Annotated in this window: 29 protein-coding genes, 1 tRNA gene and 1 pseudogene; 14 read left to right on the top strand and 17 right to left on the bottom strand. The window is 62.3% G+C overall.

The features are described 5' to 3' along the window. Nucleotides 1-18 precede the first annotated feature (18 nt). Complete coding sequence (locus I6F28_RS20535; RefSeq protein ID WP_035999647.1) at nt 19-1,191, bottom strand: isovaleryl-CoA dehydrogenase; 1,173 nt, start codon at nt 1,189-1,191, stop codon at nt 19-21. Nucleotides 1,192-1,302: 111 nt separating this feature from the next. Here I6F28_RS20535 and I6F28_RS20530 point away from each other — a divergent pair, with 111 nt between their 5' ends. Further along, complete coding sequence (locus I6F28_RS20530) at nt 1,303-2,331, top strand: AraC family transcriptional regulator (protein WP_225125478.1); 1,029 nt, start codon at nt 1,303-1,305, stop codon at nt 2,329-2,331. Between the two features lie 45 nt (nt 2,332-2,376). Here the strand turns inward: I6F28_RS20530 and I6F28_RS20525 are convergent, their stop codons facing one another. Then, a complete protein-coding gene (locus tag I6F28_RS20525; protein ID WP_225140733.1) occupies nt 2,377-2,871 on the bottom strand; it encodes an Lrp/AsnC family transcriptional regulator in 495 nt (164 codons plus the stop codon). 213 nt (nt 2,872-3,084) lie between these two features. After that, the gene (locus I6F28_RS20520; RefSeq protein WP_024337795.1) at nt 3,085-3,390 is read right to left on the bottom strand and encodes an ETC complex I subunit; all 306 of its coding nucleotides are present in this window, start codon (nt 3,388-3,390) and stop codon (nt 3,085-3,087) included. Nucleotides 3,391-3,643: 253 nt separating this feature from the next. Here I6F28_RS20520 and I6F28_RS20515 point away from each other — a divergent pair, with 253 nt between their 5' ends. After that, nucleotides 3,644-4,816: an OpgC domain-containing protein gene (locus I6F28_RS20515; protein ID WP_036027956.1), complete on the top strand. Its 1,173-nt coding sequence runs from the start codon at nt 3,644-3,646 to the stop codon at nt 4,814-4,816. A 12-nt stretch (nt 4,817-4,828) separates the two neighbouring features. Here I6F28_RS20515 and I6F28_RS20510 read toward each other — a convergent pair whose 3' ends face one another. The 5 genes from I6F28_RS20510 to I6F28_RS20490 form a co-directional block, all read right to left on the bottom strand. After that, nucleotides 4,829-5,023 (bottom strand): hypothetical protein, encoded by a 195-nt coding sequence (locus tag I6F28_RS20510; RefSeq protein WP_036027955.1) that lies wholly within the window; start codon nt 5,021-5,023, stop codon nt 4,829-4,831. A gap of 715 nt (nt 5,024-5,738) precedes the next feature. Further along, nucleotides 5,739-5,815 (bottom strand) — tRNA-Pro (locus I6F28_RS20505). A 92-nt stretch (nt 5,816-5,907) separates the two neighbouring features. Beyond that, the gene (locus I6F28_RS20500; protein ID WP_035999663.1) at nt 5,908-6,393 is read right to left on the bottom strand and encodes a DUF192 domain-containing protein; all 486 of its coding nucleotides are present in this window, start codon (nt 6,391-6,393) and stop codon (nt 5,908-5,910) included. Nucleotides 6,394-6,508: 115 nt separating this feature from the next. Beyond that, nucleotides 6,509-7,171 carry a cold-shock protein gene (locus I6F28_RS20495; protein WP_225125480.1) on the bottom strand — a complete coding sequence of 221 codons (663 nt, stop codon included), beginning with the start codon at nt 7,169-7,171 and terminating at the stop codon, nt 6,509-6,511. A gap of 198 nt (nt 7,172-7,369) precedes the next feature. Continuing rightward, complete coding sequence (locus I6F28_RS20490) at nt 7,370-8,131, bottom strand: SIR2 family NAD-dependent protein deacylase (protein ID WP_225113587.1); 762 nt, start codon at nt 8,129-8,131, stop codon at nt 7,370-7,372. A gap of 252 nt (nt 8,132-8,383) precedes the next feature. Between I6F28_RS20490 and I6F28_RS20485 the strand changes: the two genes are divergently transcribed. Next, nucleotides 8,384-8,548: a hypothetical protein gene (locus I6F28_RS20485; RefSeq protein ID WP_225140731.1), complete on the top strand. Its 165-nt coding sequence runs from the start codon at nt 8,384-8,386 to the stop codon at nt 8,546-8,548. A 98-nt stretch (nt 8,549-8,646) separates the two neighbouring features. On the opposite strand, the gene I6F28_RS20480 is transcribed toward I6F28_RS20485, so the two are convergent. Continuing rightward, nucleotides 8,647-8,931, bottom strand: a complete 285-nt coding sequence (locus I6F28_RS20480) for a hypothetical protein (protein ID WP_225140730.1) — start codon at nt 8,929-8,931, stop codon at nt 8,647-8,649. Nucleotides 8,932-9,201: 270 nt separating this feature from the next. On the opposite strand from I6F28_RS20480, the gene I6F28_RS20475 reads away from it, so the two are divergent. Then, nucleotides 9,202-9,444 carry a hypothetical protein gene (locus tag I6F28_RS20475; protein ID WP_225128697.1) on the top strand — a complete coding sequence of 81 codons (243 nt, stop codon included), beginning with the start codon at nt 9,202-9,204 and terminating at the stop codon, nt 9,442-9,444. A 77-nt stretch (nt 9,445-9,521) separates the two neighbouring features. After that, nucleotides 9,522-9,647: a hypothetical protein gene (locus I6F28_RS37520; protein WP_035999737.1), complete on the top strand. Its 126-nt coding sequence runs from the start codon at nt 9,522-9,524 to the stop codon at nt 9,645-9,647. Between the two features lie 13 nt (nt 9,648-9,660). On the opposite strand, the gene I6F28_RS20470 is transcribed toward I6F28_RS37520, so the two are convergent. The 3 genes from I6F28_RS20470 to I6F28_RS20465 all read right to left on the bottom strand — a co-directional run bounded on the left by I6F28_RS20470 (nt 9,661) and on the right by I6F28_RS20465 (nt 11,220). After that, nucleotides 9,661-9,858 (bottom strand): hypothetical protein, encoded by a 198-nt coding sequence (locus I6F28_RS20470; protein WP_036045621.1) that lies wholly within the window; start codon nt 9,856-9,858, stop codon nt 9,661-9,663. Between the two features lie 437 nt (nt 9,859-10,295). Continuing rightward, nucleotides 10,296-10,430, bottom strand: a complete 135-nt coding sequence (locus tag I6F28_RS37515; protein ID WP_260347228.1) for a hypothetical protein — start codon at nt 10,428-10,430, stop codon at nt 10,296-10,298. 493 nt (nt 10,431-10,923) lie between these two features. After that, nucleotides 10,924-11,220 carry an HU family DNA-binding protein gene (locus I6F28_RS20465; RefSeq protein WP_008558895.1) on the bottom strand — a complete coding sequence of 99 codons (297 nt, stop codon included), beginning with the start codon at nt 11,218-11,220 and terminating at the stop codon, nt 10,924-10,926. 282 nt (nt 11,221-11,502) lie between these two features. On the opposite strand from I6F28_RS20465, the gene I6F28_RS20460 reads away from it, so the two are divergent. Together I6F28_RS20460 and I6F28_RS20455 are read left to right on the top strand one after the other, a co-directional pair. After that, nucleotides 11,503-11,994: a hypothetical protein gene (locus tag I6F28_RS20460; RefSeq protein WP_225140728.1), complete on the top strand. Its 492-nt coding sequence runs from the start codon at nt 11,503-11,505 to the stop codon at nt 11,992-11,994. A gap of 123 nt (nt 11,995-12,117) precedes the next feature. After that, nucleotides 12,118-12,420 (top strand): hypothetical protein, encoded by a 303-nt coding sequence (locus tag I6F28_RS20455; protein WP_035999680.1) that lies wholly within the window; start codon nt 12,118-12,120, stop codon nt 12,418-12,420. A 70-nt stretch (nt 12,421-12,490) separates the two neighbouring features. On the opposite strand, the gene I6F28_RS20450 is transcribed toward I6F28_RS20455, so the two are convergent. The 3 genes from I6F28_RS20450 to I6F28_RS20440 form a co-directional block, all read right to left on the bottom strand. Continuing rightward, the gene (locus tag I6F28_RS20450) at nt 12,491-12,697 is read right to left on the bottom strand and encodes a hypothetical protein (protein WP_036022978.1); all 207 of its coding nucleotides are present in this window, start codon (nt 12,695-12,697) and stop codon (nt 12,491-12,493) included. 707 nt (nt 12,698-13,404) lie between these two features. Continuing rightward, nucleotides 13,405-13,629, bottom strand: coding sequence for a hypothetical protein (locus I6F28_RS20445; RefSeq protein ID WP_085974320.1), 225 nt, complete (start codon nt 13,627-13,629; stop codon nt 13,405-13,407). Next, entirely contained in the window at nt 13,626-13,859 is a 234-nt protein-coding gene (locus I6F28_RS20440) for a hypothetical protein (protein ID WP_036022975.1), read from the bottom strand. The genes I6F28_RS20445 and I6F28_RS20440 overlap by 4 nt, the downstream gene beginning before the upstream one ends. A gap of 98 nt (nt 13,860-13,957) precedes the next feature. Between I6F28_RS20440 and I6F28_RS20435 the strand changes: the two genes are divergently transcribed. Both I6F28_RS20435 and I6F28_RS20430 read left to right on the top strand, forming a co-directional pair. Next, a complete protein-coding gene (locus tag I6F28_RS20435; protein WP_035999694.1) occupies nt 13,958-14,149 on the top strand; it encodes a DUF3072 domain-containing protein in 192 nt (63 codons plus the stop codon). A gap of 58 nt (nt 14,150-14,207) precedes the next feature. Then, complete coding sequence (locus tag I6F28_RS20430) at nt 14,208-14,360, top strand: hypothetical protein (RefSeq protein WP_156447126.1); 153 nt, start codon at nt 14,208-14,210, stop codon at nt 14,358-14,360. A gap of 4 nt (nt 14,361-14,364) precedes the next feature. Here I6F28_RS20430 and I6F28_RS20425 read toward each other — a convergent pair whose 3' ends face one another. Both I6F28_RS20425 and I6F28_RS20420 read right to left on the bottom strand, forming a co-directional pair. Then, on the bottom strand, nt 14,365-14,628 hold the full coding sequence (locus I6F28_RS20425) for a hypothetical protein (protein ID WP_036033380.1): 264 nt from the start codon (nt 14,626-14,628) through the stop codon (nt 14,365-14,367). After that, nucleotides 14,628-14,828: a hypothetical protein gene (locus I6F28_RS20420; protein WP_036033381.1), complete on the bottom strand. Its 201-nt coding sequence runs from the start codon at nt 14,826-14,828 to the stop codon at nt 14,628-14,630. The genes I6F28_RS20425 and I6F28_RS20420 overlap by 1 nt, the downstream gene beginning before the upstream one ends. Before the next feature lie 178 nt (nt 14,829-15,006). On the opposite strand from I6F28_RS20420, the gene I6F28_RS20415 reads away from it, so the two are divergent. The 5 genes and pseudogenes from I6F28_RS20415 (at nt 15,007) to I6F28_RS20395 (ending at nt 17,838) form a co-directional block, all read left to right on the top strand. Continuing rightward, nucleotides 15,007-15,315, top strand: coding sequence for a type II toxin-antitoxin system RelB/DinJ family antitoxin (locus I6F28_RS20415; protein ID WP_225113584.1), 309 nt, complete (start codon nt 15,007-15,009; stop codon nt 15,313-15,315). Further along, nucleotides 15,312-15,598: pseudogene (locus tag I6F28_RS20410) on the top strand (type II toxin-antitoxin system RelE/ParE family toxin). Before I6F28_RS20415 ends, I6F28_RS20410 begins: the two are co-directional and overlap by 4 nt. Before the next feature lie 202 nt (nt 15,599-15,800). Further along, nucleotides 15,801-16,460, top strand: coding sequence for an NAD-dependent epimerase/dehydratase family protein (locus I6F28_RS20405; protein ID WP_225140727.1), 660 nt, complete (start codon nt 15,801-15,803; stop codon nt 16,458-16,460). 175 nt (nt 16,461-16,635) lie between these two features. Continuing rightward, entirely contained in the window at nt 16,636-17,265 is a 630-nt protein-coding gene (locus I6F28_RS20400; protein WP_225140726.1) for a hypothetical protein, read from the top strand. A gap of 120 nt (nt 17,266-17,385) precedes the next feature. Beyond that, a complete protein-coding gene (locus I6F28_RS20395; protein WP_035703627.1) occupies nt 17,386-17,838 on the top strand; it encodes a VOC family protein in 453 nt (150 codons plus the stop codon). The last annotated feature ends 327 nt before the right edge of the window (nt 17,839-18,165 follow it).

Genomic DNA, 18,165 nt, shown 5'->3' with positions numbered 1-18,165 from the left:
TCCAATGGGGTGAAGGACTTAAGCCGTCTCGGCCATCAGCTCGCGGCCGATCAGCATGCGGCGCACCTCCGAGGTGCCCGCGCCGATCTCGTAGAGCTTTGCATCGCGCCACAGGCGCCCGACCGGGAATTCGGAGGTATAGCCGACCCCGCCCAGCGCCTGGATTGCTTCGCCCGCCATCCACGTTGCCTTCTCCGCGGAATAGAGGATCGCAGCAGCCGCGTCCTTGCGCAGGGTGCGCGCGTGGTCGGCGCGGTCGCAGGCGCGGCCCACCGCATAGACATAGGCGCGCGTGGCCTGCCAGGTCGCATACATGTCGGCGAGCTTGCCCTGCATCAGCTGGAAGTCGCCGATCGGCTGGCCGAACTGCTTGCGCTCGTGCATGTAGGGCACCACTGCGTCCATGCAGGCCGCCATGATGCCGAGCGGGCCACCCGAGAGCACCGCGCGCTCGTAATCGAGGCCGGACATCAGCACCTTGACGCCCTCGCCCACCTTGCCCATCACATTCTCCTCCGGCACCTCGCAATCGTCGAAGAACAAGGGATAGGTGTTGGAGCCGCGCATGCCGAGCTTGTCGAGATGCTGACCGTGCGTGAAGCCCTTGAAACCCTTCTCGATCAGGAACGCGGTCATGCCGCGCGGGCCGGCCTCCGGATCGGTCTTGGCATAGACCACCAGCACGTCGGCATCGCCGCCGTTTGTGATCCACATCTTGGAGCCGTTGAGCACGTAGCGGTCGCCGCGCTTGTCGGCGCGCAGCTTCATCGAGACCACGTCGGAGCCGGCGCCCGGCTCGGACATCGCGAGCGCACCGACATATTCGCCTGAGATCAGCTTCGGCAGATAACGCTGCCGCTGCGCGTCATTGCCGTTGCGGCGGATCTGGTTGACGCAAAGATTGGAATGGGCGCCGTAGGACAGGGCCACGGCCGCCGAACCGCGCGAGATTTCCTCCATGGCGACGATATGGGCGAGATAGCCCATATTGGAGCCGCCATATTGCTCCGGCGCGGTCATGCCGAGCAGGCCGAGGTCGCCGAAGCGCTTCCAGAGGTCTGCGGGGAAAAGATTAGCCTTTTCGATCTCGGCGGCACGCGGGGTGATCTCCGCCTCCACGAACGAACGAACGGTGTCGCGCAGCAGGCTGATGTCTTCGCCCAGATCGAAATCGATGCTCGGGATGTTCAAGGCGAGTCCTCCGTATTTTGGGCTCCGAAACTAGCCCGGTCCCGGCCCTCTTGCAGTCGAAAAGGTTGCATTTTCCGCCAAACTTGGCGAGGATTTCCGAAAGGAATTCCGATGCCTTTTCAAGCCGCCACCGCGATTCCGCGCCGCGCCGTCACGCCCGCCGCCTTCGTCCGCGGCGTGGTGGCCGCGTACGAGCATTACGGCCGCGATCCCGCCGAAGCCTTGAGCCGGGGTCAGGTCGCGCCGGAGCTTGTGAATTCTCCTGATGGGCGTGTGACCGCGGCCCAGTTCGAAGCGCTGGCGGGCCATGCCATGCGCGAGCTCGATGACGAGGCGCTTGGCTGGTTCTCGCGCCGGCTGCCATGGGGCACCTACGGCATGCTGTGCCGGGCCTCGATCACCGCACCGACGCTGGAGGTCGCGCTCAAGCGCTGGTGCCGGCATCACCGCTTGGTCACAGAGGATGTGCTGCTCGATCTCGAGGTTGGCGAAGAGACCGCCGTCGTGTCGATCCGTCAGCTCCGTGACCTCGGACCCTTCCGCGAGTTCTGCCTCGTCACGCTGTTCCGCTACGTGCTCGGCTTCTCATGCTGGGCTGTCGACTCCCAGATCGCGCTCCGCGCGGCTGAGTTTCCTTACTCAGAGCCCGGCCACGTCTCGGTCTATCCGACCATCTTTTGCCGGAGCGTCCGCTTCGACGCGGACCGCGCGGCCATCGTCTTCGACAAGCACTATCTTTCGCTGCCGCTGACGCGCAGCGCGGCCGATCTCGACAACATGCTCAAGGGCGCGCTCCGGCTCACCGTGCTGCCCTACCGGCGCGACCGCCTGCTGGTCGAGCGCGTCCGCCGCGTGCTGCGAGAAGCGCGCGGACGGGTCCTCGGCGCCGAGGACGTCGCGCGCGAGCTTGCGCTCTCCACCCGCACGATGCATCGCCGTCTGCGCGAGGAGTCCACCTCGCTGCGCGATCTCAAGGAGGAGACGAAATTCGAGCTGGCCAAACAGGAGCTGATGCGCGGCCGCACGCCGATCAAGCGCATCGCCGAGATCGCCGGCTTCCGCAACGAGAAGAGCTTTTCGCGGGCCTTCCGAACCTGGACCGGCACCTCCCCGCGCGAGTTTCGGGGGCGGTATCGCTGAGGCGCTTTTCTGAGATTCAGACTTGATCGTGGAATATTCGGAGCCCTACCCCGCCGGCTCTGCCACCGCGACCTCCTGCAATGGCAGCGGCACGTCCTTGGCAACCCCGAGCACGGGGAAGCTGCGCACGTTCTTGACGCTAGGCATCGCGGCGAAATGCAGGAGCTGCTGCCGCATGCTCTCGACACTCGGCGCCACGCATTTGAGCAGATAGTCGGTGTCGCCGGAAATCCGCCAGCATTGCTGGATGCGCGGGATTGCGGCGATCGAGCTCTCGAACGCCTCCAGCACCGGCTGGGCCTGGCTGCCGAGCTGGATCGAGACGAACGACACCACCTCATAGCCGAGCAGCCGCTCGTCGATCACGGCGCGAACCGCCCGGATCACGCCGCGGCTGAACAGCGACTTCAGCCGCCGCAGGCAGTTCGGCGCGGACACGCCGACGCGCAGCGCCAGCTCGTTGTTGCGAACCCGCCCGTCCTGCTGCAGTTCGGATAGGATTTTCAGATCGACGCCGTCGAGCTGGTCACGCCCCGCCATCCCCCACCTCGTCCTGGTCGTGTCATGCGAGGCAGCGAAGCACGGGGCGGAATTGGTGCCAAGGGTTCTCAGGCGCGGGCGACCAGCCGCTCCCTTCTTCATGGCCGGGCTCGTCCCGGCCATCCACGTTCTTCGTCTACCGCCAAAAATGTGGATGCCCGGGACAAGCCCGGGCATGACGGCACTTTGGATGCTTCGGGTGAGAATGGCCCCTCAATGCGTCCAGGGTTCGCCGCGGCGGAACGAGAAATTGTCGGCATAGGCAACCGGCCGGCGGATCGACTCCTTGGGCTCGATCACCTGGTAGGCGATGCCCTTGCGCTCGCAATAGGCGATCGCCTCTTCCTTGCTGTGGAAGCGCAGCGTTATTTGCTGCTTCATGTCGGCCGACGAGGTCCAGCCCATCAGCGGCTCGACCGAGCGCGGCTGCTCCGGCTCGTAATCGAGCTGCCATTCCCTGGTCTTGGACCGGCCGGATTGCATCGCGTTTTTGGCGGGCTTGAAAATGCGTGCGGTCATGACTGGTCCGGGCCTCTTGGTCTTTCCGTTCGATTTCGATGCGTCACGGTGGCAGTTGGTGGAAATCTCGGGGATAGTATAGAGAAGCCGGTTGGGAACTGATCCTGATTCCGGGCCCGGCAACCCTCGCCAACGGTATAGTCATTATGCTGCACCGTGACAATTGCGTACCCGCGTTTCATCCTGGGACCCCGTTTGGCGGCCCGGTTTCATCGATCTCCGTGCTTCTGTCCTCTCTGAAAGCTCCCGACGCATGGCCTTCCTGAACGTCAGCGCCACACTTCCCGACAAGGGTCGCGACCTCCGGCTCGACCTGTTTCGCGGTGTCGCAAACTGGGCGATCTTTCTCGACCATATCCCCGACAACGTCGTGAACTGGATCACGACCCGCAACTACGGCTTTTCCGACGCGGCCGACCTGTTCGTCTTCATCTCCGGCTACACCGCCTCCTTCGTCTATGCACGGATGATGCTGGACCGCGGCTTCATCGTCGGTGCCACGCGGCTGACCAAGCGGGTCTGGCAGCTCTATGTCGCCCACATCATCCTGTTCGTGATCTACATCGCATCAATCAGCTATCTCGCGCTGCGCTTCGGCGATTCCGAGATGATCAACGAGTTCAACGTCGCCGGCCTCGTCGACAACGCCACCGAGACGCTGCGCCAGGGCCTGTTCCTGCGCTTCAAGCCGCTCAACCTCGACGTGCTGCCGCTTTACATCGTGCTGATGGGCCTGTTTCCGCCGGTGCTGTGGTTCATGCTGCGCAAGCCCGATTTGACGATGATACTGTCGATCGTGCTGTGGCTCGCCGCGCGCCATTACGGCTGGAACCTGAACGCCTATCCGGCCGGCCAGTGGTACTTCAACCCCTATTGCTGGCAGGTGCTGTTCGTGTTCGGCGCCTGGTGCTCGATGGGGGGCGCGCGGCGCTCGGCAACGCTGATCAATTCGCCTGTTACGCTGTGGGTCTGCCTCGGTTATCTCCTGTTCGCGCTGGTCATGACCATGGCCGGCCGTTTCCCCACCTTCGGCGGCATGTTCCCGGAATGGCTGTTCTCGGCCTTCAACCCCAATGACAAGACCAACCTCGCACCGTATCGCTTCCTCCACTTCGTGGTGATCGTGATCCTGGTGATCCGCTTCGTGCCGAAGGAGTGGCCGGGGCTGGAGTGGAAGGTGTTCGACCCCTTGATCGTCTGTGGCCAGCAGTCGCTCGCCGTGTTCTGCGTCGGCGTGTTCCTGTCCTTCGTCGGTCATTTCGAGCTGTCGATGAGCTCAGGGTCGCTGCTCGCGCAGATCTTCGTCAGCGTCGCCGGCATCGCGATCATGACGACGGTGGCTTATTACATCTCGTGGTCGAAGAAGCAGGACAAGCCGCTGAAGCCGCCGCCGGCCAAGCCGGCTGCGGAGGCGAAGGCGGCCTGAGAGAGGCGGCAGTTAGGCCGCCTCTTCGCCGTCGAACTCGGTGAACTTCTTGTAGATCCAGTCTCGGCCGTCATGGCGGCGCCAGACCTTGCCGAGCACGAACTGCCCGTTGATGGAGCGGCGCGGCACGATCACCGTCCAGAGGTGCCAGATCTCGGTCCAGTTTGACTGCGGACCGATGGTCCCGATGTTGCGGTCAATAGACATGGCAGAACTCGCTGGCGCAGAACTTAGGCTGATCCGCGCGCCGCGACGAACAATCATCTGTGGTGGCACAGAATGGACAGCCCATCGCGAGCCGGGACCGACCTGATAGCAGCCAGCCAAACGGCCGCAACAGCCGCTCGCCTTTAACCTTGCCGATCAACCTTACTTCTTGGGATGGAGCGGCGCGTTTGGTTGAAAGCCCGCGCCGGTTTTTCTAGAATGCCCGTGATTTGAGGACGGGCGCGCCGTTTCGGCGCAGGGCGATTTTAAGACTGAACTTTGCAGACGATCGGACGTTTGGAAGCAAGTAGATTGCTGGGGGGACGACAATGATGAAATTGCAATGTGCGCGTCTGCGCCTCGCGTTGCGCGTGATCCCGCCCGCGCCAATCGTGAGCATGGCGTCGCAACGGCCGCCGCAAGCCGCCAACGACAATCAGATGGCCTGGCCGTACGTGCCATTTCCGCCCGGCTGGTACGCCTCGAACTGACGAGCGCGGCGGACAAAACGCAACGCCGCGCAAGCGGAATATTCATCGCTTGGCGGCGTCCGGTTAGACATTGGGCGCTGAAATCCCCAACACGGATTTGTCTATCGCGACGGGCGAAGGTTCGATGAGGCTTTGCTGATTTCCGCGCGAAGCGGAGGCCGGACGCGTAGATGCCTGGCCATTGCCGGTTGGATGCTGACCTCTAGGCCAGCGCCGCCCGGGACTGGTCGGGGCAGCTGGATTCGAACCAACGACCTGCAGTACCCAAAACTGCCGCGCTACCAGGCTGCGCTATACCCCGAATGTCCGGCGAGCCCCGTCGATACACGCTTCCCGGAGCGCCAGCAAGCTTTCCAAAGCCGCCGGCCTGGGCCGCAATCGCCCCTGCCCGTCCTATTTGCCGCCGAACAGGGGGTGGCCGACGCGATCACCGGGGCGGATGCCGTACTTCTGCGCCGTCCCCGCCACCACCTCCAGCACGGCCCGGGCGGGTCCCCGGGAGGAGATGATCTTCGTCGACAACGGCTCGGTATTCTCCGCAATGCGCAGGATGCGGCCATCGGCGCGGATGAAGATCATGTCGAGCGACACATAAGTGTTCTTCATCCACATCGAGATTTCCTGCTCGGGATTGAAGTCGAACAGCATGCCTTTGCCGTCGGCCAATTCCTTGCGGTACATCAGGCCGGTCTCCTTCTCCTCCGGGGTCGTTGCCATCTCGACCGAGAACACCTGCACGCCGTTCTTGGTGACGATCTCGAGCGGCTGGAAGCTCGCGGCGCCGGCCGGCGCGCCGGCGACGGCCCAGCCGGCGATGACGAGGATGGCGGCCAGCCAGCCCTTCAGAGCGGACCAGGCGGCCTTTCGATCAGAATTCATCGGGGCTCTCGCGGCGTGGGACTTCAATCAGTCCTTACGCGGCGACCGCCGGAAAAGGAAGAGGCGCGCCGGACTTGCAGCGCGCCTCTGCTCACAATTGCTGGAAGTCATAGCCTTAGTGCGACTGCAATCCCGGCGATCCGGTCTCGGGATGGATCTCGGCCGCCATCATGCCCTTGGAGCCGGGCCCGAAGCGGACCAGCACATACTGGCCCGGCCTCAGCTCAGTCATGCCGAAGCGGCGTAGCGTCTCCATGTGCACGAAGATGTCGGGCGTGCCCTCGCCGCAGGTCAGGAAGCCGAATCCGCGCAGCCGGTTGAACCATTTGACCTGGGCCCGTTCCAGCCCGCTGGTTGGGGTGACCGTGACATGGGTGCGCGGCGGCAGCATCTGCGCCGGGTGGATCGCGGTCGACTCGTCCATCGAAACGACGCGGAAGGCCTGGTAGCCCTTGGCGCGCTGGATGCACTCGACGACGATGCGGGCGCCCTCATAAGCCGTCTGGAAGCCATCGCGCCTAAGCACGGTAACGTGCAGGAGCACGTCCGGCCAGCCATTGTCGGGAACGATGAAGCCGTAACCTTTGGAGGCGTCGAACCATTTGATGACGCCGGTGACCTCGACGAGGTTGGCGCTGGGTTCGCCCAATCCGGTGAAGGGATTGAGCGCATTGTCGCGGCCGGCTCCGCCATGCTCGCCCGGCGTCAATCGCCCCTGCGAGGTGCCCTGTCCGGGAACTCCAAGCTTCTTGGACTCAAATCCGTCCGACGACCCCATAACCCCGGACCCCACACTGCCATGCAACCCGCCACATTGGCGGCGCTCGAATCACGCGCCTTAAGAGAATGTTCTCAATTCGACGCGACGCGAATCTTTCGACTCAAAAGATAACACTCCCGGTTGAGACGCATAGACAAAAAAGAGATTCGCCGGAACCTATGAACAGCTTGCACAGCCGCGAATCAAATTGATGCCTCAATTGCCGACAAAGGGCCCGAGAGTCTCGCCGATGTCGTGGTGGATGACGAGGTCGGCGATGTCGTCCTGCTCGGTCGGCTCGCGATTGATGATCACGAGACGTGCACCGGCGCGCTTGGCCATGATCGGAAAGCCGGCCGCCGGCCAGACCACCAGCGAGGAACCGATCGCGATGAAGAGATCGCAGGCCTGCGACAGCGCTGTCGCGCGCTGCATCTCCTCGTCCGGCATCATCTGCCCGAAGGAAATCGTGGCGGTCTTCACCGGCGCGTCACAGGCGGTGCAGTCGGGCGCGATGCCATCGTCATCGAAACGGCGCTTCACCCAGTCGAGCGGGTAAACCTGCCCACATCCGATGCAGCGCGCATAGGTGGTATTTCCGTGAAGCTCAACCACGTGCTCCGGCGCGAAGCCGGAGGCCTGGTGCAGATTGTCGATGTTCTGGGTGATGACGGCGGGAACCTTGCCGGCGCGGTAGAGCGATGCCAGCGCCCGATGGCCGCGGCCGGGCTTCGCTGCGGCGAAGACCTCCTCCATCGCAAAGCGGCGGCGCCAGGATTCGTCCCGCGCTGACTGGCTCGCGACGAACTCGTCGAACGGGATCGGACGGTTACGCGTCCAAATTCCGCCCGGCGAGCGGAAGTCGGGTATGCCGCATTCGGTCGAGATGCCGGCACCGGTGAACGGCACGATGGTCCTGGCCTCGGCGATCATGTCGCCGAGCCGTTCGATACCGCTCTGCACATCCGATGCGATCAACCGCGCCTCCCGAATAGTTTGGCCTGACAGCAACATGCGCAAGCGGCAAGATCGTTGACGCTCTTATCAAGCGCCAATGCAATGCACTCGGCAATTTCTTCCGACCTTCGCATATCACAATCCTGCAATGCCTCCTCCCCATTGACGCCCCATTCGGAAGTGCCAATGGATGTGTTGACGCGACTCAACGTGATTGCGGCGGCAGTGCTTGAGTTCGGATGTGCACATACTCAGGTGTAGAGGGGATTTGACATGACCGAAGACGAACAACGCAAAGAGCGCGAACGCGAAGAAATCGCCGCCCGTGTCGCCGCCTTCCGTGCCACGCAGGAAAAGTTCAAGCGCGAGCGCGAGGAATATTTCGTGGCGACGCTGGAGAATGCCCGCAAGGCCGAGCGGCCCTCGCTCTGGCCGTAGGCATCATCGCGCCGGCAAGCGCGAAAATGGGCGAGTAAACAAGACCTGCGAATGAAAAAAGCCCGGAGCACCGCTCCGGGCTTTTCGCTATTCGCCGACTACCAATGACGGTAGTGGTGGTGACGGTAGTACGGCCCGCCGTAATAGGCGTACGGACCCGGTCCGTAATAGGCGGGACCGTCGTAGTAGCGGTAGCGGGGACCGTAATAGCCATAAGGCTGAGCAGCCGCGACTGCGCCCGCGGTGATCGCGCCGGCGGCGAGGCCGAACGCGAGGCCCGGGCCGATACCGCCGCGGCCACGCGCCTCAGCCGGCGCGGGCGCCGCGACCGCGGTCACACCGACCGCCGCGATGGTGGCCAGAACTGCCAGTGTCTTCTTCATGCTTGTCCTCCTTCGCGTGTCGCGGAGACAACGGCGAGCGCCTGCGATGGTTGCGCATGGATGGAACCGGCCCGCAGGCGAGAAATGTCGATGAAGCGGGAACGAAACGGCGAGACGGCGGTTAGCACCTCAAGTGCGGGAGCCTCCGCCATCCGGGTCGAGGCGACAGCACGAAGACCCCGTCAGCATCTCCGCGGTGCTGGCGGGGTTTTCAGTTTCATGGGAGCAGATGGCAGCAGACCATGACGGTTGCCAGCGGGGACGACAATCATGGAGGAGAGTTTGCCCTTATCCGCCTTGCTGGCCCGTATCCGCAAATTGGTTCCCAAATCCGAGGATGAGCATTACGACGAGATCGTCCGCAACTTCGGTGTCGGCACGCTGCGCCCGCCCCCGACGCCGATGAGCGACCGCGAGCTGGCGCAGGCCATCGCCGAGTTCCTCAAGGAGCAGCCGTCGAGCGAATCCGTCGCGACCCTCGGCCGCCGGCTCGACCCGTCCACCCGGCTCTGAGTTTCTTCGCGGGAGTATGGAACCAGGAATGCGCGCGGACGTTGAGCCCGTTCCCTGCTGAGCGGAGAGAAAGAGATATGCCCGCCTGGCTCGAAGTCTTGCTCAACCTGTCCGGCTATGCCGGCTTCGTGGCGCTCGCCTCGCGCGGCGCCGGATCCCCGCAGGCGCGGGCCGATGACCGCCGTTGCGGCGACGAGCGTTAATTGGCGCGCGTCGTTAGTTGGCGCGCGCGGCTTGGCCTGCCGTACGCACCAAACGGTCGGCCTTCACCGCAACGCGCGTGTCCTCGGCCTGCGGCCGCAGCGAGAAGCTGATCACAACGAAAGCAAGGCAGAACAGCGTGCCGACGACGGCGACGCGCCGGTAGGTGTGCCGGTCGCCTTGGAAAAAGGACGGAGCTGAAAAAGGCATCATGGCAAATTGCTGCTTGGGCAAATCGTTTTCGGCAAAGGCGCTTCTTGCTTGTCTTTGCCGAACACCTACCCCAAGGCGCAGCAAGCGCAACGCGATTGGGCTTTTAACCTAACCGAATAGGGTTATCGGCATCCGCATAAGCTATCGTTAGCCAGACGCATCCGGCACCTTCGCGGCGAGAGCGCGCAAGAACGCCCGGCTTTGTTCCAGCTTCGACTCCGTTTCGTTCGCGAAGAACGAATCGGAGTCGCAAGAATGCGCGGAGAGCAATTCCTAACGATCGATGAAAGCGCGCACGCTCACACCATCGACGCGGCAGGACCCTTCATCGACGAAACTTCGAGAAGACTCTTCGCCGGCAAGCAGCGCGGCGAGAGATCAAGCGTGACCCCTCGGAGCGGATCGCGCTTACGCGTTGCCGCGTGGCGTCGACAAAGTCAGGCCGCCCGCTTCGGCTTCTCCTTCGAGAAGCATTCGAGGATCTGGATGCGCAGCTCCTCCGCCGCAGGGCCCTCGACCTTTCTGAGCTCGTTCCAGAGCCTAATCACTTCGCGCTGTTTTTCGACGGTCATGAGCAACCTCCAACGGTCCATCAAGGCGCCTCACTAGAACAAAATGAGAACAAAAAGTCCAGCCCCGGACGTAAAATTTTGGTGGGGGCGGCGTTGAACCTTTTCGGCGCGGCAAGCACCTATGGAAGCTGGGGATTTCAGCGCCCAGTTACACGGCAGCGCCGCCTGACGAACATACTCCGTCGTGGCGGCGCTGTTGCTTTTTGCGATTTCAACTTTAGGTTAAAGCCATGGCTGTCGGCCAGGCGCTGAAATCCCAACGCCGTCAGCCAGAAAAGCCTCGCGCGAAAGCGCGGGGCTTTTTCTTGTGAAGCGGATAAGGATGGTGAGGAAACGAAGCTCGTCGTTCAGGACGAAGCGAGTACCGCGTGCTGTTTACCCTGATGGTCGTCTTGTGTTCGGGCATCGCGATGGCCGAGCACCACCTGGTCCTCGGCCGTTGATTGCTGCGCCGGCGCGTCAATGAGCCCACCGCACCGACATCGCCGGCACGTCAGACGGCGTCCTTGGCCACCTTCAGCGGCGAGGCCTTGACCGACTTGCTAGCGGGCTTCGCTGCAAACTGCATCGGCTCCTTGGTGAAGGGATTGATGCCCATGCGGGCTTCGGTCGCCGGCTTGTTCACGACCGACATCTTCACGAAGCCGGGAATGACGAACTCGCCGGACTCGTTGAGCTCCTTGTAGCCGACCGTCGCCATGTACTCGATCACCGACTTCACGTCGTTCTTCGAAAGCTGCGTGCCCTCGGCAATTGCATCGATCAATTGGGTCTTCGTCATCTTCGCCATGGTCTGAATTCCTTTGAATGGGTGCGCGGAGCAATTCTGCTGCTGGGGACGCGGCCGGACCCGCGAGTGCGCGCTGCTGATTCATGCCAGAAGTCATGAAGCGATCGGGCTTAGACCCTATCGAGGCCAAAAACGCAAGCACGGGCTCCGCGAGGTTCCCGACTTCCTGTGCAAGACGTTGCAGGAGCTACAATTTTAGGACCTGCAATTTTAGGACCTGCAATTTTCTCGGCACAGCGCCGCGGCTGCTATAAGCCAGGAAAGGTATCTGATGGGGTTCTGATGAAGGTCGCTATCGTCATCGCAGGTTTAATCGTGGTCGCAGTCGCAGCCCTCGTCGCCATCCAGCCTAGCTTCTTGAAGCCTGCGTCCTTCGCCCTCGTGAAAAAGTCCGACATGTTCGGCTTCTCGCCCGGGATGACATTCGAGGAGGCCAACAAGCTCGTCGCGCGACGCCACTATCTCTGCCGGCCGAGCCGAGGTCCGTACACGCTGGCGTGCGACATCAACGGCGCCAAGGTCGCCGTTGATGGCGACGAGACCGACCCCACGCATCCGATCTGGCGCGTCAATGCGACGCTGAACAATCCGGGATCGCAGGAAACCGCCGTCAAATCGATTTCCGAGCAGTTCAACGCCTCCGCCATCAAGGACCGGGAAGGCTGGATCTGGATCGTCGGCCGCGGTTTCAAGCTGAGCTATGACGGGGCCAGCTTGACTCTCGTCGACGAGGCCGCCGAGGCCAGGCTGCGCAAGGAGGACGCCAAGCGCTAGATCGCATCGCGCTTTGGCGTCACCTCGTCGTGAAACTTGTGGCTCAGCGATCCGTCGTTGACGCTTCAGTAACCTAACGCGACCAAGCTTCTGTCAGGTTGGTTGCGTTGGAGTATCCTCAAAGTGCTGGATTTTAACGAGCTGCGTGAACTCGCGGCAGATGTTCGTGTTTTTGTCGATGTCGCCGAAGACAAGGCCGAGGCGCTCAGAGCCGTGATCGCGGCCTACGATGTGGTGCTGGCGATCTTCCCCGTCGATGACGGCATGGGCCTCCACGTCGTCAAGGGCAAGGGGATCCTGGACCAGATCGCGACGTCGCGCACACACGCGATGTACAGCCACACGGCGATCGCGGTTCCGGATCTCGCCCACGCCGAAGCGCTCAAGTTCCTGACGGCGCCGGTCGAACAGCGGATTGCGGCCTGAGCATCGTTCAGCCGCTCCGCTCGCGTAGAGCGGCGCGGCGACATGAGCAGCCTTGTCCGGACGCGCGGGCTCAAGCGGTTCGCCGCTTCCGTCGCAGACCGATGCGCGTGCCCGGAAGATTGATGCCAAGCTCGATCGCACGCGACCTGATCGATGCAATGGGACGCTTGAGCTTCACGATCATCAGCGTGAGGCTCTTTCCCGTTTCGCACATGGATCGAAGCAGCCGGTCGTCGTCTTCCGACCAGCGTTCGTGGTTATAGGTGCGGGCAGCCATCGACGTTTGCCTCTGAGGCCAATGAGGCGGGACCTGAGCAGGGAATGTCAAAGGACCCAGCTTCGCCTTTTTCTGAGCGCGGCGGCTGGGTGTCAGTTGAGGGGCGGCTTGTTACGCTGCCGCCTGACGCAGAGATAGTTTTTCGGCGTCGATTTTCAACCGACTTACGGATTTGTAATGGCCCGGCGCGAGCGCCTCCCACTCCAGCGAAGCTGGCGCATGTTCTTTTGAACTTTCTTGCCGCTCGCGCGTCTTACAGTTGAAGCGTCCCTAAGCTTCACCTCGACAGAGAACCCCGCTCCTGAAAGGGCGGGGTTTTCGCTTTTGGCGCTGCATCAGCTCGCCCGGGATTTCAAGCGCTCTTTGCCGTTGACCCGGCGGCCGTCCGGCCGCACTTTTTGCGACGGGCAGGGTTTTGAGGAGCCGTGATGCCGAAAACCCTTGTGGAATTCAGAGCGCAGAACCTTCGTTTGCTCGAGCGGCTTTGTCCCGACGACCCGCGATACATCGCGGCCTGGCTGAAGCAGTTCGACGAGCAGAACGGGATCACACCAAAAGCTGGTCCGAAGTCCGGCAAGAGCCGTGCGGCTGCTTCGCCGCGAAGCAAGACCGCTTCGCCCGCGCGCACGAGGTCAGCGCCCTCCTCCTCGGTCTCACCGCGCTGATCGGCAACGATTGCCGCGTAGTCCCGAGAGCCGCTTGGGCGCTCACGGAATGTCCGCGGCCTTCCGGTTATCCCCGATCGAAACCGGCTTGTTGAGGAAATACTCGCGATTGCCTGTCGCCGCTTCCGCGTATTGGTCGATGGCGACGATGATGGCCTGGACGTGGGCATAGCACCACCCTTCCCGCGTCGCTCTGCGGCGAACGTCCTCGAGCGCGGTCAGGAAGGGCGACAGGTCTCGCTCGTCATCGAACCACCGCCTGCTCACCACGTCCTCCCGCCGAGCACCCTGCCCTTGGTCTGGCGCGGCTCTGCCGCCTTCAGCGCGTCGCGTTGCGCGCACAGGCTCTCGACCTTCGCCTCCATCCGCGACAGCAGCGCCTCGGCCGAGGCCGTGCCGATACCCGCCCGCTGCAGCTGGAGGATCTCCTTCCTCTGCCTGCCCATCTGGATGCGCATCCGTTCGATCTCCCGCCTGAGAAAGTCCAGGTCCGGCATTGTTCCGCCTCGCGAATTCGAGATATGGCCCATCAGAACAAAAACGGAACGAAGAGTCGAGTCCGACGTTCTACGGAAAACGGAATAGGAGATGTGCGATGGCCGACAACACCCGGAAGGACCCGAAGGATTGGGTTTCCGGCGACGATCCGATGACGGGAGCCCAGGAATCCTATCTCAAGACCCTCGCCGAGCAGGCGCACCAGGACCTGCCCGAGGACGAGCTGACCAAGGCCGAGGCCTCGGAGCTGATCGACAAGATGCGGCAAAAGGCCGGGCTGGACGAGTGAGCCGTCCGATTGCGGGAACCCGGCTCCGTGCGTATGCAAACGAAATTGGGAATCGAAAATGTCATATTTCGTTTGCGCCCGCGACGGAGCGGGCCAGATCATCTTGAAGAGAGACACAAGGGAAGCGGCCGAGAAGAAAGCCGCCGAGCTCCGCGACATGGGCTATTTCGAAGTCGAGATCGTCGCCAAGGGTGACGAGGAGACGGCGTGAGGGATCATGCGTCCCTCAGCACCTTCAAGGCGCTGAGAATGACGAAAGCACCCAGACCGTAGGTCAGCGCATTCACGACCCACGAAATGGCGATGCCGAGGAAGGCGGAGCCTCCGACCGCTCCCCGGAAAAAATACGCTGCGCTGATGCCCGGCCACTCCAGCCAAAGCAACGCGAAGTCGGTCAGCGGCTCCAGCACGAGGAGCACCGTCGAGACGAGCGCCCCCACGGCCAATGCGATGACGAGATATGTCCTCAGCCAGGGCATCAAAGACCCAGCAGGCCAGCGATAACAGGAATGAGGAAAAAGGCGGCGATCCCGAGTAGCCCGCCCACGACAAAGCGTGCCGCGCGGCCGTGAATCTTCGTATCGAGCCACGCACAGATGGCCACCGCAGCCTGTCTCAGCCAGCTCCCCACGAGGGTTCTGACGAGATCGAACAGGAGTTCTGCAACGAGTGCGGCCATGGCGTTTGGTCGGCGCCAGCTCTGGCGGGGTTCACGAGCAGTCATCGCGGTGGCTGATCGGCCGAACGCGAGCCGATAGGCGATGACACAGCACGCTTACCGCGCCGCGCTCCCGCGGGCGCCTTGCACTCGTCATTCAATTGAATTACCTTGGACGTATCGCTTCGGAGAAAGTAACATGGCCGCAAATGCCCTTGTTCAGACCCGCATCGACGCCGAAGTCCGTGATCGCGCCTCGGCCGTCCTTGAGGAGATGGGGCTAACGGTGTCGGACGCGGTCCGCATCCTGCTCACCCGGACTGCCAATGAGGGCGCGCTACCGCTCGAGCTCCTCACGAACGGCAAGGCTCATGACGCCTGGTTTCGCGCGAAGGTTCTGGAGGCGCTGAACGATACCCGGCCCGATACCTCCGACGAACAGGCTGAAGCGCATTTCGCAAAGCGGCGCGCGGCGGCTCGGCGCAGGGCGGATGAACCAAAGTCGTGAAGCTCGTCTGGTCCGCGTTCGCGCTGTCGGACCGCGACGGCATCTTCACCCACATCGTCGCTGAAAATCCTCGGGCAGCCATAGCGCTCGACGAGAGGATCGCTGCCGCTGCGCATCGACTTGTCGAGTTTCCCGAAAGTGGGCGCCTGGCCGTGTCGCCGGCACACGCGAGCTCGTCATTGTCGGCACTCCCTACGTCGCGGCCTATACCGTAACGGAAAGCTCGATCCGGAGATTGCGCGTCCTGCACGGCGCCCAGAAGTGGCCCGATGAGCTTCCCTAAGATTGAGGCTGCGGAAAGCTGTCAGGGCTCCATGAACTGACAGCGCGTAGGATGGAGCGAAACCCATCGAGCGCCTCGTTACGAAACATGATGGGTTTCGCAAGTGCTCTACCCATCCCACGAGCTAATCCAAGTTGCCTTGGGCCTCCTGATCTGCATTCATCAACTTGCATTGGTCTCTCAACGCAAACCGGTGGCTTGAATGAAAACCGCACTTGTCTTCGGCGCGTCCGGCTTCATCGGCTCGCATTTGCTGCGCGACCTCTTGGACAGTCCCGACTATTCGCGGGTTCTGGCGGTGGCCCGCAAGCCGCTGGCGGTGAGCCATCCGAAGCTCACGGTGCTGATCGGCGATCGCGCGTCCCTGCCCGCACTTAAATCCCAATTGGTTGCGGACGAGATCTTCATCGCGCTGGGGACGACACGCAACCACACCCCTGACGAGGCCGAGTACTACAAGATCGATCATGACTATCCGGTGGTGGCGGCCGAGATCGCTAGGGCGAACGGCGCGCGGTCGGTGTTTCTGGTCACGGCTGTTGGCGCCAACGCCGCTTCCAGCGTGTTCTATCTCAGGACCAAGGGCGAAGTTGAACGGGACATTCTCTCGCTCGATTTCGAGCACACACATATTTTCCGCCCCTCGATGATCCTCGGCGCGCGCGACGAGGATCGCCCGCGTGAACGCCTCATCGCCGCGATATGGGCCGTGCTCAATCCGCTGCTCGTCGGCCCGGCGGACCGGTATCGCGGGCTCGCCGGCAACGACATCGCGCACGCCATCGCCAAAGCCGCGCGGCATCAAACCGGGAAGGTGCGAATCTATCACTGGAAGGAGATGGCGGCACTACTTCGAGCGTGACGCTGTCCGAGCCGAACCGGCCCCCTTCACGCACATTTGCCTCGGCCCCCGCCCCTGCTCTCCTTATCCTGCTATTTCCTAGTTACTCAGCCCGACCTATTGGCGCGGCTCATTTGAGTGCACCGTCACCGTTATTGAATGCATACCTTTCCGATCTCTCATTGCAGGAGCGGCGATGACACCCGATGAAGAACAATCCGGATTCTACGAAAATCTCGGGCGCTGCATAGCGCAGTGGTCGCACGTAGAAGATGCCTTACATGAGGTCTTTGCAACAGCCATAGCGAAGGCCGATGAAGTACGCCGCTCGAACGTCCCGGCTCAGGCGGCGTACTTTGCGATCCAAGCTCCGGAGGGAAAGATCGCCATGACCGATTCAGCAGTCCGATTCAGACTACTTTTCGGTATGGGAGAAGGTCATGGTGATCCGCAGCGAAGATTGTTCGCTGCATGGGACGCCCTCAAGAAAACTGTCGATGACCGACGCAAACGCAGAAACCAACTCGCACACTTCCAAGTGCTCGTATCAATGAACGAGCCGGATGGTCGTAGATTTGCTCTCCGGCCGGCGCTCTTCAATCCAAACACCCAATTTAGGACGATAACCTTGTTTCACAGGGAGGAACTCAAAGTGGCGGCTGCATCGTTTGGACGCGTCTCATGGGATCTGAGAACCTTCGCCTATGGACTTGCGAAGCATTTCAAACAGAACGATGACACCGTCTTTGACGACGAACTGAGAGAACTGATGGCAAGGACAGCCGATAAGGTCGTCACGGAGGAGGGCTTCATCGCCAACAACTGAAATCTCAAGGCAGAGTCCCCCTCACACCGCCCCTGCCCCTCCTCTCCTTTTCCTGCTATCTCCTACCCCGCCGTCCCGGCCCAAGACAAAACCCTCCGTCCGTTCCAGGGAGCAACAACCATGCGATACCTCCACACCATGCTGCGCGTGCGCAATCTCGATGTCGCGCTGAAATTCTATGTCGATGCTTTCGGCTTGAAGGAGGTGCGGCGGATCGAGAACGACAAGGGGCGCTTCACGCTGGTGTTCCTGTGCTCGGCGGATGATCTCGAAGCTCTGAAGAAGCAGCCGCCGACGCGCGGGGCGCCGCTGGTGGAGCTCACCTACAATTGGGACGAGGAGAAGTATGGCGAGGACCGCTTCTTCGGCCATCTCGCCTACGAGGTCGACGACATCTACGCCACCTGCGAGAAGCTGATGAAGGCGGGCGTCACCATCAATCGTCCGCCGCGCGACGGCAACATGGCCTTTGTCCGCTCGCCGGACCTGCACTCGATCGAGCTGCTGCAGAAGGGCGATCCGAAGCCGCCGCAGGAGCCGTGGGCATCGATGCCCAACACCGGCCATTGGTAAGCCATAGGCAGGAACTAGGCCCCTCCCCCGGCGTTCTCCTTTCACGAAACCGATTTGGAGGAGGATGCGATGGCGAGAGGGCTGTTGCTGTGGATGCTTGGCGTGCCGATCCCGGTGATCATTCTGTTGTGGCTGTTCTTCGGCCGCTGAGCGAAAGACTTGAACTATTGCAATGAAGGCTCCGCCGCGTGCGGAGCTTTTTGCATGAGGGGCACGATGCAATCGCGCATCGCTCGGCGCGCCGAATTCCGCTATCAGCTGGGAAAGGTGGATCTGTAGCCCGGATGGAGCGCAAGCGTAATCCGGGACTGTCAGCCCTGGATTGCG

Origin of the sequence: Bradyrhizobium sp. NBAIM14, from assembly GCF_020193895.1 — a bacterium.
GTDB classification, from domain to species: domain Bacteria; phylum Pseudomonadota; class Alphaproteobacteria; order Rhizobiales; family Xanthobacteraceae; genus Bradyrhizobium; species Bradyrhizobium yuanmingense.
Note: the sequence above shows the minus strand (reverse complement) of the source record. Positions and strands in the feature narration are given on the sequence as shown.

Bases quoted from the DNA above. Each gene is read 5' to 3' on its own strand.
- I6F28_RS20465 (WP_008558895.1), bottom strand. From the start codon at position 11,220: ATGGCGAAGATGACGAAGACCCAATTGATCGATGCAATTGCCGAGGGC.
- I6F28_RS20530 (WP_225125478.1), top strand. From the start codon at position 1,303: ATGCCTTTTCAAGCCGCCACCGCGATTCCGCGCCGCGCCGTCACGCCC.
- I6F28_RS20395 (WP_035703627.1), top strand. From the start codon at position 17,386: ATGCGATACCTCCACACCATGCTGCGCGTGCGCAATCTCGATGTCGCG.
- I6F28_RS37520 (WP_035999737.1), top strand. From the start codon at position 9,522: ATGCCCGCCTGGCTCGAAGTCTTGCTCAACCTGTCCGGCTATGCCGGC.
- I6F28_RS20430 (WP_156447126.1), top strand. From the start codon at position 14,208: ATGTCATATTTCGTTTGCGCCCGCGACGGAGCGGGCCAGATCATCTTG.
- I6F28_RS20420 (WP_036033381.1), bottom strand. From the start codon at position 14,828: ATGGCCGCACTCGTTGCAGAACTCCTGTTCGATCTCGTCAGAACCCTC.
- I6F28_RS20515 (WP_036027956.1), top strand. From the start codon at position 3,644: ATGGCCTTCCTGAACGTCAGCGCCACACTTCCCGACAAGGGTCGCGAC.
- I6F28_RS20470 (WP_036045621.1), bottom strand. From the start codon at position 9,858: ATGATGCCTTTTTCAGCTCCGTCCTTTTTCCAAGGCGACCGGCACACC.
- I6F28_RS20510 (WP_036027955.1), bottom strand. From the start codon at position 5,023: ATGTCTATTGACCGCAACATCGGGACCATCGGTCCGCAGTCAAACTGG.
- I6F28_RS20460 (WP_225140728.1), top strand. From the start codon at position 11,503: ATGAAGGTCGCTATCGTCATCGCAGGTTTAATCGTGGTCGCAGTCGCA.
- I6F28_RS20475 (WP_225128697.1), top strand. From the start codon at position 9,202: ATGGAGGAGAGTTTGCCCTTATCCGCCTTGCTGGCCCGTATCCGCAAA.
- I6F28_RS20500 (WP_035999663.1), bottom strand. From the start codon at position 6,393: ATGAATTCTGATCGAAAGGCCGCCTGGTCCGCTCTGAAGGGCTGGCTG.
- I6F28_RS20485 (WP_225140731.1), top strand. From the start codon at position 8,384: ATGACCGAAGACGAACAACGCAAAGAGCGCGAACGCGAAGAAATCGCC.
- I6F28_RS20405 (WP_225140727.1), top strand. From the start codon at position 15,801: ATGAAAACCGCACTTGTCTTCGGCGCGTCCGGCTTCATCGGCTCGCAT.
- I6F28_RS20425 (WP_036033380.1), bottom strand. From the start codon at position 14,628: ATGCCCTGGCTGAGGACATATCTCGTCATCGCATTGGCCGTGGGGGCG.
- I6F28_RS20525 (WP_225140733.1), bottom strand. From the start codon at position 2,871: ATGGCGGGGCGTGACCAGCTCGACGGCGTCGATCTGAAAATCCTATCC.
- I6F28_RS20415 (WP_225113584.1), top strand. From the start codon at position 15,007: ATGGCCGCAAATGCCCTTGTTCAGACCCGCATCGACGCCGAAGTCCGT.
- I6F28_RS20440 (WP_036022975.1), bottom strand. From the start codon at position 13,859: ATGCCGGACCTGGACTTTCTCAGGCGGGAGATCGAACGGATGCGCATC.
- I6F28_RS20450 (WP_036022978.1), bottom strand. From the start codon at position 12,697: ATGGCTGCCCGCACCTATAACCACGAACGCTGGTCGGAAGACGACGAC.
- I6F28_RS20495 (WP_225125480.1), bottom strand. From the start codon at position 7,171: ATGGGGTCGTCGGACGGATTTGAGTCCAAGAAGCTTGGAGTTCCCGGA.
- I6F28_RS20480 (WP_225140730.1), bottom strand. From the start codon at position 8,931: ATGAAGAAGACACTGGCAGTTCTGGCCACCATCGCGGCGGTCGGTGTG.
- I6F28_RS20435 (WP_035999694.1), top strand. From the start codon at position 13,958: ATGGCCGACAACACCCGGAAGGACCCGAAGGATTGGGTTTCCGGCGAC.
- I6F28_RS37515 (WP_260347228.1), bottom strand. From the start codon at position 10,430: ATGACCGTCGAAAAACAGCGCGAAGTGATTAGGCTCTGGAACGAGCTC.
- I6F28_RS20520 (WP_024337795.1), bottom strand. From the start codon at position 3,390: ATGACCGCACGCATTTTCAAGCCCGCCAAAAACGCGATGCAATCCGGC.
- I6F28_RS20400 (WP_225140726.1), top strand. From the start codon at position 16,636: ATGACACCCGATGAAGAACAATCCGGATTCTACGAAAATCTCGGGCGC.